At 44.6% G+C, this 21,498-nt stretch carries 15 protein-coding genes; 9 read left to right on the forward strand and 6 right to left on the reverse strand.

Features of this window, described 5'->3' with window-relative positions; all coding sequences use genetic code 11:
* The first annotated feature begins 115 nt into the window (after positions 1-115).
* The 3 genes from AAAT87_RS09075 (at position 116) to AAAT87_RS09085 (ending at position 2,246) form a co-directional block, all read left to right on the forward strand.
* Positions 116-1,264 (forward strand): 1-acyl-sn-glycerol-3-phosphate acyltransferase, encoded by a 1,149-nt coding sequence (locus AAAT87_RS09075; protein ID WP_349226230.1) that lies wholly within the window; start codon positions 116-118, stop codon positions 1,262-1,264.
* Between the two features lie 226 nt (positions 1,265-1,490).
* A complete protein-coding gene (locus AAAT87_RS09080; protein ID WP_349226231.1) occupies positions 1,491-1,649 on the forward strand; it encodes a hypothetical protein in 159 nt (52 codons plus the stop codon).
* A gap of 51 nt (positions 1,650-1,700) precedes the next feature.
* A complete protein-coding gene (locus AAAT87_RS09085; protein ID WP_349226232.1) occupies positions 1,701-2,246 on the forward strand; it encodes a hypothetical protein in 546 nt (181 codons plus the stop codon).
* Here the strand turns inward: AAAT87_RS09085 and AAAT87_RS09090 are convergent.
* Complete coding sequence (locus AAAT87_RS09090; protein WP_349226233.1) at positions 2,227-3,405, reverse strand: IS4 family transposase; 1,179 nt, start codon at positions 3,403-3,405, stop codon at positions 2,227-2,229. The two genes, AAAT87_RS09085 and AAAT87_RS09090, sit on opposite strands and share 20 nt — an antisense overlap.
* Before the next feature lie 667 nt (positions 3,406-4,072).
* Here AAAT87_RS09090 and AAAT87_RS09095 point away from each other — a divergent pair.
* The 3 genes from AAAT87_RS09095 (at position 4,073) to AAAT87_RS09105 (ending at position 8,160) form a co-directional block, all read left to right on the forward strand.
* The gene (locus tag AAAT87_RS09095) at positions 4,073-4,741 is read left to right on the forward strand and encodes an HU family DNA-binding protein (protein ID WP_298531986.1); all 669 of its coding nucleotides are present in this window, start codon (positions 4,073-4,075) and stop codon (positions 4,739-4,741) included.
* 62 nt (positions 4,742-4,803) lie between these two features.
* Positions 4,804-6,639, forward strand: a complete 1,836-nt coding sequence (locus tag AAAT87_RS09100) for a DUF6057 family protein (protein WP_349226234.1) — start codon at positions 4,804-4,806, stop codon at positions 6,637-6,639.
* 27 nt (positions 6,640-6,666) lie between these two features.
* Complete coding sequence (locus AAAT87_RS09105; RefSeq protein WP_428848570.1) at positions 6,667-8,160, forward strand: TolB family protein; 1,494 nt, start codon at positions 6,667-6,669, stop codon at positions 8,158-8,160.
* Between the two features lie 18 nt (positions 8,161-8,178).
* On the opposite strand, the gene AAAT87_RS09110 is transcribed toward AAAT87_RS09105, so the two are convergent.
* From AAAT87_RS09110 to AAAT87_RS09125, 4 genes are all read right to left on the reverse strand, one after another.
* Complete coding sequence (locus AAAT87_RS09110; RefSeq protein ID WP_295023382.1) at positions 8,179-9,246, reverse strand: Rid family hydrolase; 1,068 nt, start codon at positions 9,244-9,246, stop codon at positions 8,179-8,181.
* 181 nt (positions 9,247-9,427) lie between these two features.
* The gene (locus AAAT87_RS09115; RefSeq protein WP_089544463.1) at positions 9,428-10,390 is read right to left on the reverse strand and encodes a Rossmann-fold NAD(P)-binding domain-containing protein; all 963 of its coding nucleotides are present in this window, start codon (positions 10,388-10,390) and stop codon (positions 9,428-9,430) included.
* Between the two features lie 160 nt (positions 10,391-10,550).
* Entirely contained in the window at positions 10,551-11,882 is a 1,332-nt protein-coding gene (locus AAAT87_RS09120) for a glutamate-5-semialdehyde dehydrogenase (RefSeq protein ID WP_349226235.1), read from the reverse strand.
* 231 nt (positions 11,883-12,113) lie between these two features.
* Positions 12,114-13,268, reverse strand: a complete 1,155-nt coding sequence (locus tag AAAT87_RS09125; RefSeq protein ID WP_349226236.1) for a PDDEXK nuclease domain-containing protein — start codon at positions 13,266-13,268, stop codon at positions 12,114-12,116.
* A 518-nt stretch (positions 13,269-13,786) separates the two neighbouring features.
* On the opposite strand from AAAT87_RS09125, the gene AAAT87_RS09130 reads away from it, so the two are divergent.
* Entirely contained in the window at positions 13,787-14,914 is a 1,128-nt protein-coding gene (locus AAAT87_RS09130) for a lactonase family protein (RefSeq protein ID WP_349226237.1), read from the forward strand.
* A gap of 33 nt (positions 14,915-14,947) precedes the next feature.
* Here AAAT87_RS09130 and AAAT87_RS09135 read toward each other — a convergent pair whose 3' ends face one another.
* A complete protein-coding gene (locus tag AAAT87_RS09135) occupies positions 14,948-16,564 on the reverse strand; it encodes a DUF6377 domain-containing protein (protein ID WP_349226238.1) in 1,617 nt (538 codons plus the stop codon).
* A 303-nt stretch (positions 16,565-16,867) separates the two neighbouring features.
* On the opposite strand from AAAT87_RS09135, the gene AAAT87_RS09140 reads away from it, so the two are divergent.
* Positions 16,868-19,174, forward strand: coding sequence for a TonB-dependent receptor (locus AAAT87_RS09140; protein ID WP_428848569.1), 2,307 nt, complete (start codon positions 16,868-16,870; stop codon positions 19,172-19,174).
* 64 nt (positions 19,175-19,238) lie between these two features.
* The gene (locus AAAT87_RS09145) at positions 19,239-21,419 is read left to right on the forward strand and encodes an alpha-galactosidase (protein WP_295023393.1); all 2,181 of its coding nucleotides are present in this window, start codon (positions 19,239-19,241) and stop codon (positions 21,417-21,419) included.
* Positions 21,420-21,498: the final 79 nt, after the last annotated feature.

A 21,498-nucleotide genomic window follows, 5' to 3' on the forward strand; every position in this document is an offset into this window, starting at 1 on the left:
GTTAAGGAGTTAAGACAACGGTAGAATTGAATGGTATGTAAAGATATCGTTTTAGAACATTTGTCTTAACTCCTATAACTTATAGACACCTAAACTCCCGAAAAACCATAAAGTTATGAAGATCCCTCAAGAATTTGATACCATTCGACCTTGGGAGCCAGAAGACCTTCCTGAGGTGTTCGACCGTTTACTTTCAAACGATCAGTTCAAGCAAGTACTTGCTTATCTTTATCCACAAGTTCCTTTTGAGATGATTGCCCAGAAGTTGAAGGCTTGCAAGACCAATCTCGACTTCCAGTTGGCTTTCGCCTACGATTTTGTTCATGGCATCCTGAAGAAGGCTGCAACGGGTTGTGAGATGGATTGCGCAGCCATTGATAATACCCGCAACTATACCTTCATCAGTAACCATCGTGATATCGTGCTCGATTCAGCAATCCTCGATGTAATGCTTATCGACAATGGCTTCAAGACAACCTGCGAGATTGCTATCGGAGATAACCTCCTGTCGCTTCCTTGGGTGAAGGACCTGGTACGTGTCAACAAGGCGTTTATCGTGGAGCGTGCCCTGAGCATGCGCCAGATGCTGATGTCAAGCAAGCGTCTTTCCGACTATATGCATTTCGCCATCAAGGAGAAGAACGAGAATATCTGGATTGCCCAGCGAGAGGGTAGAGCCAAGGATAGCGATGACCGTACCCAGAAGAGCATCCTCCAGATGATGGCGATGGGTGGTGAAGGTAGTATTATCGAACGATTGAAGCAGCTCCATCTCGTACCGCTGTCTATCAGCTATGAGTTCGATCCTTGCGACTTCCTCAAGGCTAAGGAGTATCAGCAGAAGCGTGATGTGGAAGGATGGAAGAAGGGACCTATGGATGATCTCGTAAGCATGCAGACCGGTATCTTCGGTTACAAGGGACATGTGCATTATCATGCAGCCCCATGTATCGATGAGTATCTGGATACCCTCGACCCTGAGATGCCGAAGCAGGAACTCTTCAATACCATTGCTGCCCATATCGACCACGAGATACATAGTCACTACCGTCTCTATCCAGGCAATTATGTGGCGCTCGATCTCTTGGAGAATACCGAGGCTCATGCTTCTGAATATACACCGGAAGATAAGGCTCGCTTCGAGAAATATATCGCAGGACAGTTGGCAAAGATTGAACTTCCTGACAAGGATGAAGCCTTCCTGAAAGAGAAGATTTTAACGATGTATGCCAACCCGGTTCGCAATTTTCTTGCTACAAAGTAACGAGAAGAATCAAATAGGATGATACTTTTTTGCTCTTTATGCAAAAATGTACCACAAAAACTGCTAAAATGTTAAGTGTACGATAAACACTGAAGGTTAACAAACCTTTCGTGTTTATCGTCATTTCTTAAAAAAATAACCTTAGTAACGAAAAATACATAAATTAAGCAAAAAAGTATCACCCTTTTTTGAAAAAGTATTGTACTTTTGCAGCGGTGATACGAATGTGAACATTACTTATCTCTCTGCAGAACTTCAGAAGCGTCTCTGCGTAACTGGTTCTGAGGGTAATTATACTTCTACTGTAGGTGAATTCAAAGGTCAGCCTGTACAGTTCGGTACTGCTTTTGATGCAGGCAAGGTAAAGGTTATTCAGGAGGTCTAGGAAGGCACCAATGAGGCTGCGGGTACAGCTACACTGAATGGCGATCAGCTGATGGTTGTTGAGGAAGGTAAGTTCAATGTTACCTTGACTTATACAAAGGCTGATGGCACTCAGGAGACTTACAATGCTGGTTCTTTCGATGTTGAGTCTTTGACTACCAAGCCAGAACTTCTTGAATATCTCGCTGGTGGCGAAGATGGTGATGGAACTACTACCTGGGAATGGAACGAAGCTGCCGGTGCTGTATGGGGCAATGGTCCTTTCGGTAGTGGCAACAAGCCTCAGTGGTGGGCTGTAAACTATGGTGCTGACATTGATGGTCAGGGTAGCTCGAAGGTTGGTGGTGTTGCCCGTAATGGTAGCGGTGCATGGTTCACTATCGACATCAATAACAAGCAGGCTATCGGTTCTGATGGCGTCAAGCTTCCTATCTCTGTAAGTGTATTGGAACACAAGGACCCAACCTGGGATAAGGGTACTATCTCATTCCCAACTGCAACCAATGATAATTTCGTTATCCCTATGGGTGTAAACGTGAATGCAGGTAATGTAGTATTCCAGAACACTGCTGTCCCGTTTAGAAATCATCGGGCCTGAAAAGGCTAGGATATAGCCAATCCTCCGTCTTTTCTGTTGGAACAGCTTTGTTAAACAATTCATTTAAAGGAGTCTTGTCCGTAAGGAATAGACCCACGTTCTTTGAAATAGTGTGTAGCGATTGATCTATGTGCATCACTTTCTTTGCATAAGCTAAAAGCAAGTATGTGCATATGGCAATCCAGATTTGCAGATATATGGCATTCTCGGAAGTTCCATAAAAGGATTTGATGTGAAGGTGTTGCTTAATCCATTTAAAGTAAAGTTCCACGTTCCATCTTTCCCTATATAATTCAGATATGGTAAGCGCTTCATATTCCATGTTGTTTGTGAGAAACCTATACACCTTACTTGTTGCATAGTCCTCATAGGTTACCATTCTAAGTTCTTCAGGATACCATTTGGCAGTATGTAGTCCTGTTAATTTGATACGTTCATCAGAAATGATACCAGTACTCTTGTCAACTTCGGCTTCTGATACAACTTCAAAAAGTATGTTATCTTTTGCCCTAGTAACAAAGAATGCATTCTTCTTAGTTATCAACTTGAAGAGTCTGTTGAAATCTACATATCCTCTGTCCATCAAATAGATAGCAGAAGGTTCTATGTAGAGATCATCAAGAGCTTTTACATCATTAACCGATGCAGAAGTCAAATAAACTGAGACTGGAAGATTTCCTCGCAAATCGACTAATGTGTGCATTTTGATGCCACCTTTGTTTTTGCGAAACTTTGCCCAAGGACATAATTTGAGACACAGACTTATAGTACTGCTATCAAAAGCATATACCATGTTGTCAAGGTCTAATCTGAACTTGTCTTTGGCATAAAGAGGACGTACTTTTTTCAAAAGAACGTCTGCAAAATCTTTATAGATATGCCAATCTCGCTTCTCGTTAGCTTTTGCTAGAGTATTACGTGGTACAGCATAACTAATACCACAATGGTAAAGTTTGCTGGAGAGTGCCGTAAGGCAGTTTTCTAAATCTCGAAGACTATCACGACCTGTTAATTGAGCATAGCTCATTACTAGAAATTGGTCTTTACAAGAGAAGTTTCTTGCTCTGTAGTTTCCCTTATAACGGTCTACACAAGTTTTGAAATCACGTTCTGGTATAAGTGACATAATCTGAGAGAATATAGTTTTGCCTTTGTTCATCGCACACGTATTTTAAATATGCGTGCAAAGATACAAAATCAAATCGAATACACTATAAAAAGTCCGTAAACTTTTGAGTATTAATAACTTATTTAATAATCGTCTCGTTTTAACGGGACACTAGTGATTCCAGAAGTATTATGTATTGGTAGCCAGCGATGATAAGTTGGTATTGACTGCAGCAGAATTACCAGAGAATGGTACTGGATGGTTCTATGTCTTCAAGAAAAAGGCTAAATAGGTATGTGATAAATCGATGTGATTAAAACATAAAATTAGGCTAAGCCTCGGCTGTAGTGATACAGTCGGGGCTTTTTCATACCTTTTAGTAAACAGAAATTGACCTTTTTTGCTTTTCTTCCGTACTTTCTAGTATAATTGCTGAAAAGATTTGGTGTTTACGAGTTTTTATTGTACTTTTGTATGCAGTAAGACAAGTAGGTTTAGCAGGGTATGTTTGTACAACTGAGAGCTTATAACAGGTCAACTTTGCGACTCACACCGAACGGTGTGAGTGCGTGCATCGAACGAAGTAAGAGCGTGCGGCGTTCGATGTGAGCACGTGCATCGTTCGACGCACGTCGGAAAGTCCTGGAACTTCAAGCTTATATCATTAGTACTTAGTACCTTATAACATACTTGTGATAACAGCTAATAATACTAAACTATGGCAATAAAGTATGAAATCCATTCCATCCATAACTCGAAGGGCGAAGGTGGAGAACAGAAATTTGTCCGGTTGCGTGACCACGAACCGATGACCAGTAAGCAGATAGAGCAGCATATAGAGCAAGCATGTTCGCTTACCAGGGGTGATGTGCAGGCTGTAATGACATCGCTGCACGATCTCATCGTGACCGAGCTCTCTCATGGCGCCCGTTTCTATCTTCCACAAGTGGGCTATCTCTCGCTGTCTGTTACAACGGAGTTGCCGGAAGGTAAATCCATGGATAAGGTGACAGGTAATAATATCCGCTTGCGTAACATCAATTTCAAACCTACAGCCGAATTGTTGAACGAGGTGGCTAGACAGGTAAGGTTCGAACGTTCTAAATATACCACGAAGTCTCGCAGATACACCGAAGAACAGTTGTGGGATAAGATTGTGGCTTTCATAAAAGAGCATGACTATATTTGCCGGCGCGATATGGAATACCATTTCGCCTTGCGCCAGCAGACAGCCTTGAAATGGTTGAAGCATTTTACGGAGAAAGGGCTTCTGGTAAAGGAAGGTGCAAGAAATGCTCCTATCTATTTCCTGGCAAAAGACAATAAAGGCAATGAAGACAATAAAGACAATGGATTCTCCCTTCACACTAAACGTCTTGAGCCATAGAAGTTTAGCGTAGCTGTGAAAGGAGAAATGAAAATGGAAATTAAAATTAATACCTGATAAAAATGAATAATTTGATCACTAAAACTTGGAAACCGCTGCTGTCGCTGCTCTTCGGCGTGGTAGTGATGCTGTTCTGGGCTGTGCCTTATATGGCAGGGCTCTGCTTTCAGGAACAGTATCAGATGTTTCTCTTTGATACCAACTATTTTCTGGAGCGCATTGTGCTGCCGGGAGGATTGGCTGACTATATCAGTGAGTTTCTGGTACAGTTCTACTATATGCCAGTATTGGGTGGTGCCTTCATCGGACTGCTCCTGATAGGCATTCAGACTGCCGTATGGGGACTGATGAAGCAATATGGAGCCAAGCATGATTTCCCAGGCTATCTCCTGAGTTTCCTTCCAAGCATCGCCCTGTGGTGCGCCATGGGCGACCAGAACATCCTGCTTTCTTTTGTGGTTGCACTTTTCGGAGCTCTGCTGATGGGATGGATTCACAACCGGTTCCACAACCGGTTGGTAAAGGTGGTGTTCGAACTGGTTAGCACGGCATTGGTTTATTGGTTCCTGGGTCCTGTGGTATTCCTTTATGCCGCCCTGATGATAGGTGATACGCTGAAGAATGCGCAACAGAAGGACAGTATCCTTTCCGGAATAGGCTATTCTGCCTGCATTCTTGTGCTTACCATAGCCTGGATCCTGCTGAGCACGCAGTCTCTGCAGTATCCGATGTATCGCATCTTTGCCGGACTTAATTATTATCGCTATCCGGGTGCAGTATCTCCGTTGCCTTTTGTTGTGATGGTATGGGCTGTTGTGATTCCTTTCCTGGGGATAATTCCATGCCACCGGAAATCCTTGCAGAAGTTGCAGCAATCCAAAGTGGTCATAGTGTTGAGCTATGTATTGGTGATTGTGGCTTCATGGTTTGGTATCAAGGCATCTTTTGATGAAATAACCTACGACCTGATAGATTATGATTTCCTGGTTCGCACCGAACAGTGGGATAAGATTATAGAGAAGGCAGAGAAGAAGCCGGCAACCACACCGCTCAGTGTATCGTGTGTGAATCTTGCCTTGAGTCAGAAAGGTATGCTTGCCGACCGCCTTTTCGAGTTCTATCAGAATGGAGGCGAGGGCTTGTTTCCTACCTTTACCCGCGATATGATTTCACCGGTATCTACGGCAGAAATTTTCTTCCGTCTGGGAATGGTGAATGATGCCGAAAGATATATGTTCGAGGCGCAGGAAGCGATACCGAATTATCGCAAGAGTGCCCGATTGACCCGCAGGATTATAGAGTGCGAAATCATCAACGGCAATTACAAGGTAGCAGCCAAGCTGCTCCGCCGACTGCAGAAGACGCTCTTCTATAGCAACTGGGCTAACCAGACCATGGCGCTGCTGGGTAATGAGAAGGCTATCAACCGGCATCCTATCTATGGCAAGCTGCGCAAGTATCGTGAGAAAAAGCAGGACTTCCTCTTCAGCGACCGGGAGATGGACCAGATGTTGGGCTTGCTCTTCCTGAATGATAACCATAACAAGATGGCATACGAATACCTGATGTGCTACGAACTTCTGCAGCGCAATATGGAGAAGTTCATGCAGTATTATCCGCTGGGCAGATTTGTGGGTTATGACCATATTCCACGTTCCTTCCAGGAGATTCTCATCGGCAACTGGATGAAGACACATAGCGATCCGCGTACCATCCCATATAGTGTGGATGCACAGAACGTGAACAATACGCTCAACTTCATCCAGCTCTATATGCAGAATCCGAAGAATCCTCAATTCAGTCAGCAGCCGTATGTATCCAATGCCTGGCACTATGTGATGGTGCAGGGGGTTGATGAGGCTTCTAAGAAGAAGGAGGGAATGAAAGAGGTTTATTAGAATGTAGAATGATAATACAGGAATGATATGAAAACAATCAAATATCTGTTGTGTGTTCTGTTGGTTGTGATGGGGATGGCTACTCTCGATTCCTGTTGCTATCCTTCACCATGGAGTGAGGCAAAAGAAATCAAACAATTGCCTAAAATCTTCCCTGATTACATCGGGGTTACAGTTCCTGTCAACATCGCTCCGCTTAATTTCAATATGACGGATGACGATGTAGATGAAATGTTAGTGAGTGTGGCAGGATCGAAGACCATCGAGGAAATCTCTTCTTTCGGAAAAGAGTATGCGGACTTTGATGTAGAGGAGTGGCACGACTTCTTGAGAAAAAATAAGGGCGGAAAACTCACCGTCTCTGTGTTTGTATTGAAAAATGGTGAAAGGTTCAAGTATCAGGACTTCGATATATATGTCAGCCCCTACGAGTTAAAGGACTGGGGCTTGACTTATCGTCGTATTGCCCCTGGTTATGAGGTGTATGGCAAGTTGGGCATTTATCAGCGCAACTTGAGTAACTTTGAGGAAACGGCAATCCTTGAGAATACCGCAGCACCGGGTGCCTGTCTCAATTGTCATACGGCAAACAGAACCAATCCCGATCAGTTTACCTTCCATGTCCGTGGTGACCATGGTGCTACCTTAGTTTCTCAGAACGGCAAGCGGGAGTGGCTGAAGGCGAAGAATGAATCCCAGAAGGGTTCGATGGTTTATCCTTACTGGCATCCATCGGGCAAGTATTGTGCTTATAGCACCAATACCACCCATCAGAGTTTCCATGCCGTGAAGGATGAGCGAATTGAAGTCTTCGACCAGGCATCGGATGTCTTTGTCTATGAACCTGCAACCCATGAACTTATATTGGATTCGCTCCTGATGACGAAAGACCATTATGAGACTTATCCGGTATTCTCACCAGATGGAAAGACGCTCTATTTCTGCTCTTCTACGGCAGAACCTATCCCAAGCGGTTACAAGGATATCAAGTATAATATCTGCAAGATTGGTTTCGATGCGGCTACGGGTAAGTTTGGCAACAAGGTGGATACCATCTTCAATGCCCGTGAACTGGGCAAGAGTGCCACCCATCCACGTCCTTCGTATGATGGCAGGTATATCATGTTTACGATGAGTGATTATGGCTGTTTCCCTATCTGGCATAAGGAAGCGGATAACTGGTTGCTGGATTTGAAGACGGGACAGGCGCGACCAATGACGGCTGCCAATAGCAGGAATACAGATAGCTGGCACAACTGGAGTAGGGATTCCCATTGGTTTGTCTTTACATCCCGTCGCGGTGACGGTCTCTATACCCGTCTTTATCTTGCTTGCATCGATGACAAGGGCAATGTTAGCAAGCCGTTCCTTTTGCCACAGCGCAATCCGAAGAAGTACTACGACGAGTTGCAGGATTCCTATAATACTCCTGATTTCACTTCGAAGCCAGTAGAGCTGGATGCCCGTGCGGCAGGAAATGAAATCATGAGTGATAAGAGGATTCCGACAAAGGTTAGATAACGGAATCTTTATAATTCCTTATTCTGTAGAATATGATTCCTTCTCAGCGATGCATTCCATTTCTATCAACCAGCCTGGTCGGCATACTTTAGCCTCCACGATGATGCGGGGAATCTGGGGATAAAACTGCTGCATCAGTCTGTCAACCGTATGATAGTCGGAGATGTCGCGCAGATAGATGATGAAGTATTGGATATCATTCATCGTGGCATCGCCATCTTTCAGCAGGGCGCCGATGTTCTCAAGCAGTCTGCCGGTCTGGCGCACGATGTCTCCTTCATAGACCACATCTCCATGCTTGTCGATACTGGCTGTACCGGAGATGAAGTATTGTTGCTTGAACTGCTGGCTTCCTTCTGAATGGAGAGTATGGGTAGGTAGCGTAAGCCGGGTTCCTCGTTCGAAGGCTACTCCATATTCATGGGTAGAATTCAGATGATCGAGTGCCTGAAGATACTTCTTGTCCTCTTCCTTGATATGGGGGATGGTGAGGAAGTCGATGGCTACAGCTGCGTGGCGTACCGGAGTGGCACCACCGATACCCGTGCTGGCAATGTAGTGGGTGTCGGCTGTCAATCCCTCTTTATCGAAGATGTCTTTACGGGCTTCTACTACGCCTTGATAGTTTACATCGATGTTGGTGACGTATATCCAGGTGCGAATCAGGTTGCGTTCCATGGTCATATCCGTACCTTCGATAGTCTTCAGATATTTATTGAAGAGAAAATGGGTCTGCTCGTACGAATCCTTTCCCTTTGCTTCCTCTTCTGTCAGACGAAGACTGTGGAATAAGATAGGTGTAGCTTCATCCGTAGTCTTGATCAGCAGGCTCACCTTGCTGCCATTCAGTGGAGTCTGTTCCACGATAGTGAGGTTTGCGCCTTTCAGAAACTCCTGATAAAGGAGAGATTCTTCTAACTCTTTTATCTGGTTCTGGGAGTCGCTGAGGAATACCTTACAATATTGCAAGGTACGGTTTTCCAGTTTCTCTGTATCGAGAAAGTTACCTAGTTTTAGATACAGAAAGTTAAGGCGATCATTGAATGAACCCTTAGCTTCTGGTGAAAGTATTATGTATTTGTCCATCTCGTTTTTCTTTTTTTCGGCAGCAAAGGTACGGATAATATCTGAGATATAAGAATATAGACAGGATGAAATGATAAAAATACCGAGAAATGGGGATAGGAACAGGCTGGATAGAACGGAAAATAGGGAAATAAAGGCTTGTATTCCTTTACTTCCCCCTATCTTTTTCTTATTTCCTGCTTTAGAGTGATTCGAGCATACGCTTGATGACAACCTCGGCTGAAATCTCACGGTTGGCTGCCTCTGGAATCACCAGACTGTTCTTGCTCTCGATGACATCATCGGTAACAATCAGACCGCGGCGTACTGGCAGACAGTGCATGAAGCAACCGTCATTGGTCCAGCTCATGTGCTCCTCGTCGATGGTCCAGCTCATATCCTTGCTCAGAATCTCACCATACTGTGCTGGGTCTTTCACACCCGGACAGCTCCAGTTCTTGGCATAAACGAAGTCTGCACCTTCCAGAGCCTTCTTCTGGTCGTACTCCACTTTGGCATTACCTACGAACTTAGGATCAAGCTCATAGCCCTCTGGGTGAGTAACCACGAAATCAACATCGGCTGCGTTCATCCACTGAGCGAATGAGTTTGGCACAGCCTGAGGCAAGGCACGGCAGTGAGGAGCCCAGGTCAGGACTACCTTAGGACGAGCCACCTTCTTATGCTCCTCGATGGTGATGAGATCTGCGAATGCCTGGAGTGGGTGAACGGTAGCTGTCTCCATAGCGAAGACTGGGCGGCCGCTGTACTTCACGAACTGGTTCACGATAGTCTCGGCATAATCGTAGTCTCGGTCTTTCAGACCGGCAAAGCTGCGCACACCGATAAGGTCGCAGAAGCTTCCCATCACTGGGATTGCCTCAAGCAGGTGCTCACTCTTGTCGCCATCCATGATAACGCCACGCTCTGTCTCCAGTTTCCAGGCACCGGCATTTACATCGAGTACGATTACATTCATGCCCAGGTTCATCGCAGCCTTCTGTGTACTCAGTCGGGTACGGAGACTGTTATTGAAGAATATCATCAGCAAGGTTTTGTTCTTGCCTAACTCCTGATAACCGAAACGGTTTGCTTTCACTTCCTGTGCCTCGGCGAGTGCTGCTTTCAAGTCGCCAAGGTCTTCAACATTAAAGAATGTCTTCATTGTTATTTCGTTTTTTATTTGTTATTTCTGATATATATTGCTCTTGGATCTTTCTTCTTGAATCTTGATGTTTGCAAAGTTTGCATGCAAACCTTGCAAACATGGCAGAAACTAAGACTTGGTACGGAGAGGGTACGGAGTTGGTACGGAGCGGGTCTTGTTAGGCTCTTGTCTGTCCCTGGCCAGTAATCAACCACTTGTAGGTGGTAATCTCTTCTAGCGCCATTGGTCCGCGGGCTCCGAGCTTCTGAGTACTGATGCCAATCTCTGCGCCCAATCCGAACTGTGCGCCATCGGTGAAACTGGTTGGAGCATTCACATAAACGCAGGCTGCATCTACCATTGCCTGGAACTTCTTCTGGGCTGCTTCGTTGTTGGAAACGATGCTCTCGCTGTGTCCGCTTCCGTAGGTAGCGATATGGTCGAGCGCCTCATCTTCCGAAGCCACGGTCTTGATTCCCATCTGCATGCTGAGCCATTCAGTGTTCCAGATGCTCTTCATGTTAGCATCTGCTTCTGTTGAGTCTGCGGATTTGCAATCCGCAGTCAGCAAACCTGCTTCCTTCATCTTTGCTTCGCTTTCCTCTGCCTTATATAATAAGGTATCAGGATAGTGTCCCTTTAAGGCTTCGTAAGCCTTGGTATCTGCATGAATCTTGGTCTGCTTCTCGGCGAGACCTTCGCAGAGGGTTGGTAGGTCGCTTAATCTGCTTTCATGAATCAGCAGACAGTCGAGTGCATTGCATACGCTTACTCTTCGGCACTTGGCATTGGTGATGATGCGCTTGCCCATCTCCAGGTCGCCATCCTTGTCGAAGTAGCAGTGTACCACGCCGGCTCCGGTTTCGATAACCGGTACCTTGGCGGTATCACGAACGAAGTTGATAAGCTTCTTTCCTCCACGAGGAATGCAGAGGTCAATATAGCCCACTGCATTCAGCATTTCGCCGGTAGCCTCATGGGTAGCAGGGAGGAGCGTAACGACATTCGGGTCAATACCGAAAGTTATCAACACCTTGTGGATAAGTTCGACACCCGCTGAGTTAGAGGCGTTTGCATCCCTTCCGCCTTTCAGTACGCAAGCATTTCCACTCTTGAAACAGAGTGAAAAAACATCGAAGGTTACGTTAGGACGAGCCTCGTAAATCATGCCGATGACTCCGAATGGAACGGCAACCCGCTGCAGGTGCAAACCATTTTCGAGTGTTTTGTCTTTGAGAACTCTTCCGAGCGGTGAGGGCAGTGTACTTACGTGTCTCATATCCGAAGCGATATCCACGAGTCGCTGCTCTGTAAGTTGCAATCGGTCGTAGAGCGGGTTCGTTTTGTCCATCTTCGCCAGGTCTTCTGCGTTCGCTGCAAGGAGCGCAGGAGTCTCTGCGATGATAGCATCAGCCACCGCCTGCAGGATTTCATTACGTTGTTCGTCGCTGAGCAAGCCCAAAGTCTTGCTAGCTGCCTTCACTCTTTGGAATGTCTCTTTCAGTTCCATTTGCTATTTCCTTTCTTATTTGATGATAAGATATTTGGTAATGTGTTATGAGTTCCCTCTTAACAACGGCAAAGGTAAGCATAAATATTGGAAATTGCAAACTTTATGCAAGAAAAAGTGATGATTTTATAGATAAATGGATAGTTATACGAAAATGAGATAAAAAAGGTCAGACAGCGTCTGACCTTTTTGTAATGGTTCCTTCTAATTTTTCTGATACTGCCAGAAGAATTACTCTTTATCGTTTTCTTCAGGATGAGCCATTAGATACAGTTCCTTCTGTCGTTCGATTTCTCTTCTCAAGTCTTCCTTGTCTGGCAGGTATAACTTATATTTAGCAGCGAACATCTGGTCGTTTTTTGCGAGGGTAGAGTATCGTGCCACATCCGAATCGGTCTCGGTACAAAGAATGATGCCGATGGTAGGGTTGTCGTCTGGTCCTTTTTTCATCTTATCGTACATCTGAAGATACATATCCATCTGTCCTACATCCTGGTAAGTGATGCGATTTACCTTCAAATCGACCAAAATAAATGATTTGATGAGGTAATTGTAAAACACCAAATCGATGTAGTAGTCGTTTTCCTCGGTTCGAATATGTTGCTGACGAGCCACGAGTGCATATCCCTTTCCCATTTCCATCAAGAATTTCTCTAGGTTGTTGATGATTGCTGTCTCTAATTTTGATTCAGCGAGGGATGTGTCTTCTGGTAATCCAAGGAATTCCAAGACAACTGGTGATTTGATGTATTCGAGTTTGTCTTGCTGATAAGCCTTTGTCTTGTCTTGCATCTCGTTAACGACTGGCTGCTTCTTCTTTGACATAAGAAGACGTTCATAATATAAGGTGTTGATATTGCGGTTGAGGGTTCGGTAACTCCAACCTTCGTTGAACGCTTCCTTTGCATACCATTCACGAGCTTGTTTATCTTCTACACGGATGAGACGCTCGTAGTGGGTCCAAGGAAGGATATTCAAATTTGTAAAGTGAGTTTGATACTCCTCTTTTACAAGTGCGGTAAATATAGCAGGCACTGCCTGCTGTTTTTGTTTTTCCAATTGGGCAGGCAGTGCCTGCCCAATTCCTAAATCCGGAAAAAAGTTATAGAAACGTCTGTAACTCTTTATGTTAGTCTTGGAGAATCCCCTCCCGAATTCCTCCGTAAGAGCAGCCGAAGCGACCTCTATCACATGCTTTCCGTATTCAGCACGTGATGCTCCGTTCTGTTCTTCTTCCACAATACGTTGTCCTATTCTCCAGTTTCTTTCCACCAGAGAATAATTGACGGCAGCAAATGCTTTGCTGCGAGCCTTGCTGACGATGGAGCGCAAGTCGTTGACGAGCATGTTGTCTTCATCGTTATATTTCTTGCCGGGTTCTTTCATAATGCTACTGATTTTAGCTGTTCAAAGTGCAAAGATACGCTAATATATCGAAAAAGCAATCTTTCTCTTCACTTTTTTCGATAAAAGTTGCAGATAAAAAATGTATTTCCAAAAGAAAGTAGTATCCTTCTAGTGTGGAATTCTATGACTGTGGCTGATGCAATATCTATGAAAATGTGCTTTAAACGTGCGGAATCTATTTTTTTTAAGCACATTCCGCACGTTTAAAGCACATTTTCTCTGTCGCAGAAATACTCGGGACTTTCATAACCTTGGTAGATGAAAGGATTTGCTAATTTCCTGTTACTTAGTTTCATACGTCATTACATTTTTTGTGTTACAACTTTATTGTAATGGCAAAGATACAACTATTTATTGAATATGCAAAAGAAAAAGGTAGAAAGTTGAGGATTATTCTCAATTTTCTGCCATTTCATTTGCCCGTTTCCTTTTCTTTTTGTATTTTTGCCCCTCTAAACATTATATATACTATTGACTTGATAAGAAATATAGCAATTATGGGCAATATAAAGACGATATTGGCAGGCTTGTCATTGACGATGGCTGTGGGGATGCCGGCAGTGGCGAGTGATGAACTTACAATGGTAGTAGGTACCTATACCGACCAGAGTACTTCTGACGGAATGTATGTTTATCGTTTCAATCAACGAACGGGGAAATCACAATTGGTGGGCGATGTGCAGGCTGGCAACCCTTCGTTTCTCATGATGAATCATGATGTAAATCGGGTTTATGCCGTGAGCGAATATGATGATGGGCGACAAGGACTCGGGGCTTTCATTCTCAATAAGAAGGAGGGAGAGATGGTTCTGCTTGGGTATCAGAAGTGCGGAACGAAGGCTACTCGACCGGAAAACAAGATGCCGGGTGCGGCACCATGCAATGTGATGCTGTATGGTGGATATGTGGTGACATCCAATTATAATGGGGGTGATATTTCCGTATTCCCAATCAAGGAAGATGGAAGTGTGGCGCCAGAATCGCAATATTTCGATATGCATCGGGAGGGGAGTGGTGTGGTATCGCATATCCATTGCTGCCAGATGACTCCTGATCATCAATATATGCTTGCCAATGATTTGGGGAACGACTGTATCTGGCGCTTCCAGGTAAATGATGGCAAGATATTTTTATCTAATCCTGTTCTTGTCTATCAGGCTCCTAAAGGAACGGGACCACGCCATCTTGTATTCAACTCTAAAGGCAATGTGGCTTACCTGATAAGCGAACTGGATGGCACGGTAACCGTATTGGGATATAGCAATGGTACATTGCAGGAGTTGCAGCGCATACAGGCTTCGAAGACCCGTACGCTTGGAAGTGCCGATATTCATCTGTCTCCTGATGGTCGCTTTCTCTATGCATCCCATCGGTTAACCGATGAGGGCATCTCGGTATTTGCCGTAGATAAGAAATTGGGGCTGCTCACAAAGATAGGCTTCCAACCCACCGCTGCCCATCCTCGCAACTTCGCCATCACGCCTAACGGACAGTTCATGCTTGTGGCGTGCCGTGACAGTCATGTGATTCAAGTTTTCAAGCTCAATAAGAAAACTGGAATGATGGTTGATACGAAGCAGGATATAAAGGTTGGAAAACCTGTCTGCGTGCAGCTTGCAAATTAATACGCTTGGGGTCTTGCCAAGCATTTGCTCTGATTAGCCTATCACATTGCATAGTCGGTTGATGGCTGCATCAAAAGTGGTGAGGTCTTTGGCTCGCTTTCTGATGGCTGTCTTGTAATTATAGATGGTTTGCGTAGAATAGAATAGGAGGGTGGCTAGTTCCTGACCATCCGTAATTCCTAGTCGCATCAGTGCATAGATACGCAGTTCCTTGGTGAGACTGTTAGGGGCAGGGAGAACAATCTGCTTTTCTGGCAACAGCAGTTGGTTGAACTCTTCCACGAAATTCGGATACAAGTCAATGAATGCCTTGTCGAAGCGAATATAGAAGTTGGCTGCCTCTTCTTCTGCCAGCTTGTAGCTGTTGATGGCAGTCAGAAGATCGGCAGTTTGTTTTGCCTTGATTTTGCGACTTACCAATTTGCGATAATCATCCAGTTTCTTGATATATACGGCACTGATGTCCAGGAATAAATGCATATAGGTCTCTCTTCGCTTATTGGTGTTGAGCAGTTTCTGGTTCAGTTCGTCCAAGAGTGTATTTTGGCTTTTTATCTCCCTACGGCTCTTGACCAGACGCTTGTTCATCTTGAACGCAAAGAAAGCCATGGCAAGGAATCCTAGTGACAGGATACTCACGATGACGAGAGATGCTGTTACGATGCGGTTCTTGCGTACTTCTGCCTGATGGTTCGTTTCTGTGATAAGGGGAAGTATGCGGGAAATCTCAACCATGCGGAGACGGTTGTTGTAGAATTGGGCATCCTCCATGGAGCAATAGATGTATTTGGCAACCCTCTTTGCATAGGAGGTATCCTTATTATATAGATAGGTGGAAAGTTCCTGAAGGGCAAGATTCTCCTTCAGGGGACATATCTGGTCTGAGATGGCTGCTTCTACAATATACTTTTCGTATAAATCCTTTTGGTCGGTATCATAATAATAGCGGGCAATGCAATAAGCCGATGAGGCATGCACACGGCTGTTCAGGGGACTGGCTGAAAGTGCCTTCATGTAGAACTGAAGCATCTTTTTGCTTGTACGCTGCTTTAGATATTCAAACTCTCCTGAAAGATAGTAATAAAGAGCGGATTCCTTGTTGCCGATATGTTCAAGAGTCTTGCCTAAATAAAAACGTTTCTTGGCTGCTAATCCTTCTTGAAACTCCGACTTGTTGCAGAATGTTTCCCAATAGCTATATACCCAAGTCAAGGTATAATAATAGTATTGCAATAACTTAGGTGACATTTTCTCCACATCCATTGTGAGCATTAATTCTTCTGCCTGGCTGTAGAAACCACCCGTCGATAGCACTGCCGCACGATTGATTTTATTCAGGTTGACGAAATAATCATCCTGAAGTTGTACAGCCAGCTGGTAGCCTTTCTTGGCGTATGTCATGGCAGAGTCGTAACGGTAGGTATAATACTCCCTGTAGATTTGGTTATAGAGCCTAAGCTGGTTGTGCTTGTCGGAAGTTGTGTATAGTTGCTTTTTGAGTCTTAGCAGTTTCGCTTCTTTTCTTTGGGTAAACTTGCTTCGCTGAGCGATGTAACTGTCTAAACGATGGAACAGCTGTTCCTCGTTTACGGAAGAAGCACTTGCCAGTAATGGCATAAGCATCATTAAGAACCACAATACTACTTTCATAACTATCTTTTTAATTGTTATTGTTACTATCTGGTAGGCTATTAGAGTGCCTTATAGTTGTATTTTTCTGCAAAGATACTACTTTTATTCCTCTTTTTATCATCTACTCTATTAAAAAGTATTAATATCTTAGATAGCTTGATTATTAATAGGTTATGAACTTGAAAACCCTGGTATTTATCTACTCGTAACCTACACACGATGCCAATGTCTGAAAAATCTCCTTAACTTTGCAACCGCAATCGAATCGCATTCGGTGGCAAGTGAAATCATGTCAAAATAAGAATAAACAACTGTAAGATTATGAACTTAAGAATCCGTACATTTTCTATGGCTTTGGTAGCAATGTCTGCTGCAAGCCAAGTGTATGCACTTCCTTCCGACGAATCTGAAAACAAGGAGAAAAAGGAAGAGCGTAATGTGATGCTCAACGCATCTGATGCCAACAAGCCTCGTGAAATCCAGATAGGATTGCCAAGCGAGGATGTAACCGTATATGAGAACGGTCTTCCTGCCGTTTACTCTTCTTCCGTACACAGACTGTCTGCCCATTGGCGTAGCGATGCTTCACTGAAAGGTACCGACTTGATGACTCCATCTGAGTCTGCCATTGCTACAGGTAATATTGCATACGCAGTTTCTTCTTTCAGCGAGTTGGGACAGAAAGAGTTCAAGGGCAAGCTCAACTATAAGGCAAACCATTTTGGTATGCAGAATGTAGATCTCAACCTGTCTGGTGGAATCGGTGACAATTGGCTTTATACTGCCAGTATGTATCAGAATTTCGATCCAGGTAGTTTCAAGCTTCGCTTTACTGATTATGCCGACCGTACCCAACTTTATCATTTCGGTATCACTCGCATCTTGAATGATGGAAAGGGACGTGTCTCCTTATTATATAAGTATTCCAACAGCAAGAATCCTGGCAATTTTGCCAATGCCGCACCATTTATCTATTCAGGCGACGGCAGTATCAAGAAGATTGATGGCTTTGACCCTGGTATGGACTCATATGTGCAGCGTCAAGGTTCTTTCCAATACTTGAATACAAAGTCAGGAAAGATGGAGACATGGAATATGAGCGATGGCAGTGAGAATCATGCCAACGAGATTGCCCTCATCAGTCAGTATCAGTTTGATAATGGATGGTTGTGGAAATTCAACGCCAAGTATATGAATGCTCCACGTGCCAATTTTGTGGATTACGGAGGAAGTACCATCTCTCAGGTGAGCGAGGCTGATGGCTATCAGCTTTCTGATGGGTCTGCCTACAGTGGTTACATAGAAGGTCGTCGCACCTGGTTGCATGTTGGTAAGGTGAGCAATGCGCTTTTGACTACCGAAATTTCCAAGCAGTTGAACAACCATAAGTTAATGATTGGTTTGAACGAGTGGTATTACCATCTCAATTACTATTCCTCTTCGTTCCAGTGGGCAGGCACCGTAGAAGCTTATCCACGCACATTGAGCCAGATGTATGTCAATCCGCTTGATCCTACACAGACAGCCCGCCGTTCTGAGACTTTCGGTTATAATGAGTTGAGTCCTGAATATACCAAGGGTTCAGAGAACAAGTTGGCACTCTACTTTACCGACGAATGGAAGGTAAGTCCTAAGTTCAAGGTGTTCTATGGTGGTAGATTGGAGTACTACCGCATGTCTGCCGAGCAGATTTCTACTCCACGTTTCTCAGGATTCCACATGGGTAACTATAATACATACGCCACTGCTGCTGATGGTTCTGTTGTTGCTTCCGAGCACAGCATCGAAGCAAAGAACGTAACCAAGGATAAATTGAATTATGCAGCCACCTTGCAGTTGACGTATAACCTTACCCGCCAGTTTGGTCTGACAGCCGATGCTACCATCGCCACCCGTTTCCCACGCATCAGCGAGTATGCAGGAACAGGTCCTACCGAGGAGCAGTATAAGCGAGTAACCATCCCACTGATTCGTGGTGGTATTTTCTACAAGAATGATTGGATTGACCTTTCTTCAATGGTGACCTATATTTCCAAGTCGAACAATATCGACCAGCAGAATCTTACCAAGCCTGGCACAACAGAGGGCAAGACCGTGTTGCTCATCTATAATATCCAGACTTTGGGTTGGACAACCTCGGCAGAAATCAATCCGTTCAAGAACTTCCACATGCATGCACTCTTCACCTATCAGAAGCCGGTGTATAAGAACTATAATGCGAGCGTAACGTTCAGTGATGGTCAGTCTATGGGTGTGAATGCCAATAACATGATTGTCAAGGAGATTCCTCAGGTTCTTATCGAGTTGGATCCTAAATACGACATCACCAAGAATCTGAATGCCTGGTTGAGCTTCCGTTACTTCGGCAAGACCTATGCCAACCTTCAGGAGGCTCTCTATTTCAATGGTCACTGGGAGACTTTCGGCGGAATCAACTGGAATGTGAACAAGAAGCTGAGCCTTGGCGTGAGTGTCATCAATATCTTCAACGAGAAGGGTGCCAAGGGTACCATTAGTGGCTCTGAACTGATAACCAAGCAGGAAGCCGGAAAATATGAAGGCAAGTACATGAGTGGTAGCTATCTCCGTCCGTTTACGGTAGAATTCTCTGCAGGAATCAAATTCTAAGATAATAACGACAGAATTATAGCGTTTAATTATAACAAAGCAATCACGTAAAAACCAAAGAACGATGAAAAAGGTATTTATGATTATCGCAGCGATGTGCATGACATCTATCATGGCATCTGCTCAAAAGACCATCCGAGTGTCAACCGACAAGACCGACCTCGTGATGCAGGTTTCTCCTAAGGGTCGCCTCTACCAAGTGTATCTGGGTGACAAGTTGAAGAATCCTTCAGATTACAATCATCTGAAGTGGGATGTATATGCGGCTTCTGATGGTTCCGTCTGCCAGCGAGGTCATGAGGTTTATGCAACCTCTGGTGCTGAAGATTTCTTCGAGCCGGCAGTGGCAGTGACCCATGCAGATGGTAACATGACCACCTATTTGTATTATCAGTCTTCTGAAGAAAAGGCTATCAGTGGAGGTGTTGAGACCATCATCACGCTTAAGGACAAGGTGTATCCGCTGACCGTGAACCTCCACTATGCAGCTTACCCTAAGGAGAACGTCATCAAGGCGTGGAGCGAAATCTCTCATAAGGAGAAAGCTCCGGTTACGCTTTGGAGATATAGCTCAACAATGCTTTATTTCAAGGCAAACAAGTATTTCGTTACCAGTTATCATAGCGACTGGGCTAAGGAAGGACAGCCTGAGATTTGCCAGTTGACTGCTGGAAAGAAGATTGTTGATACCAAGTTGGGTACCCGTGCAGCCATGCATGAGGAGCCGTTCTTTGAACTGGGATTCGATGAGCCAGCCAAGGAGAATGAGGGCAAGGTGATGCTTGGAACCATCGGATGGCCTGGCAACTTCCGTTTTACCTTCGAGGTAGATAACGTGGGAGCCCTTCGTGTTATTCCTGCCATCAATCCATACGCCTCTAATTATAAGCTGAAGGCTGGTGAGACGTTCACTACTCCTGAGTTTATCTTTGCCATGAGTGATAATGGTATCGGTGAGGCTTCCCGTAATTTGCACAATTGGGCTCGTCAGTATCAGGTAAACATGGGTAAGGAAGATCGCTTTACGCTCTTGAACAACTGGGAGAATACCGGCTTCGACTTCAACCAGCAGAGTCTAGCTGAGTTGATGAAGGATGCCAAGGACCTGGGTGTAGATATGTTCTTGCTTGATGATGGTTGGTTTGCCAACAAGTATCCTCGCAAGGACGACCATGCAGGTCTCGGCGACTGGGAGGCTACCAAGAGCAAGCTGCCTGATGGAATACCAGGATTGGTAAGAGATGCCAAAAAAGCTGGTGTAAAGTTTGGTATTTGGATTGAGCCAGAGATGGTGAATCCTAAGAGTGAACTCTTTGAGAAGCATCCTGACTGGGTCATCATGCAGCCAAAGCGTGATACCTATTATTACCGCAACCAGCTGGTGCTTGATATCAGTAATCCTAAGGTACAGGATTATGTGTTCGGCATCGTGGACCGTATCATGACGGAGAATCCGGATGTGGCTTACTTCAAGTGGGACTGCAACAGTGTGATTACCAATATCTATTCTCCATATCATAAGGAGAATCAGGGTAATTTCTATATCGATCATGTGCGTGGTATCTACAAGGTGCTTACCCGTATTCATAAGAAGTATCCTAAGTTGCCGATGATGCTCTGCTCTGGCGGTGGCGGCAGAATGGATTACGAGATGCTGAAGTATTTCACTGAGTTCTGGTGTTCAGACGATACTGATCCATACGAGCGCCTCTACATCCAGTGGAGCCTGTCAAAGTTCTTCCCAGCCAAGACCATGGGTTCGCATGTAACAAACTGGAACAAGAATACCAGTGTGAAGTTCCGCACCGATGTTTGCAGTTCATGTAAGTTGGGCTTTGATATCGACCTCAAGTCGCTTTCTGGTGATGACTACAAGTTTGTGCAGAATGCTGTTAAGAACTACGATAGCATGAAGCCTATGATTCTCGAGGGCGACCAGTATCGCCTGGTTTCTCCATACGAAGGTAACCACTGTGCCATTAACTATGTAAGTAAGGACAAGCAGCGTGCCGTTCTCTTTGCTTACGACTTGCATCCACGCTACAAGGAGCCTGTGATGAATGTGAAGATGCAGGGATTGGATGCCGATAAGGTTTATACCGTAAAGGAGACTAATCTGATGCCTGGCAAGGAATCTGATTTGGAGTGCAATGGCAAGCAGTATAGCGGTGACTATCTCATGAAAGTCGGTTTGAATGTATTCAGCCAGACCGATGGAACGAGCCATGTATTGGTATTAGAATAACGTATCAACTATTCATAATAAAAACAAAAAGCAGCAAAGTCTATAAATAGGCTTGCTGCTTTTTTAGGTTTCTGTATTT

Origin of the sequence: Segatella sinensis (genome assembly GCF_040095255.1) — a bacterium.
Taxonomy (GTDB): Bacteria; Bacteroidota; Bacteroidia; order Bacteroidales; family Bacteroidaceae; genus Prevotella; species Prevotella sinensis.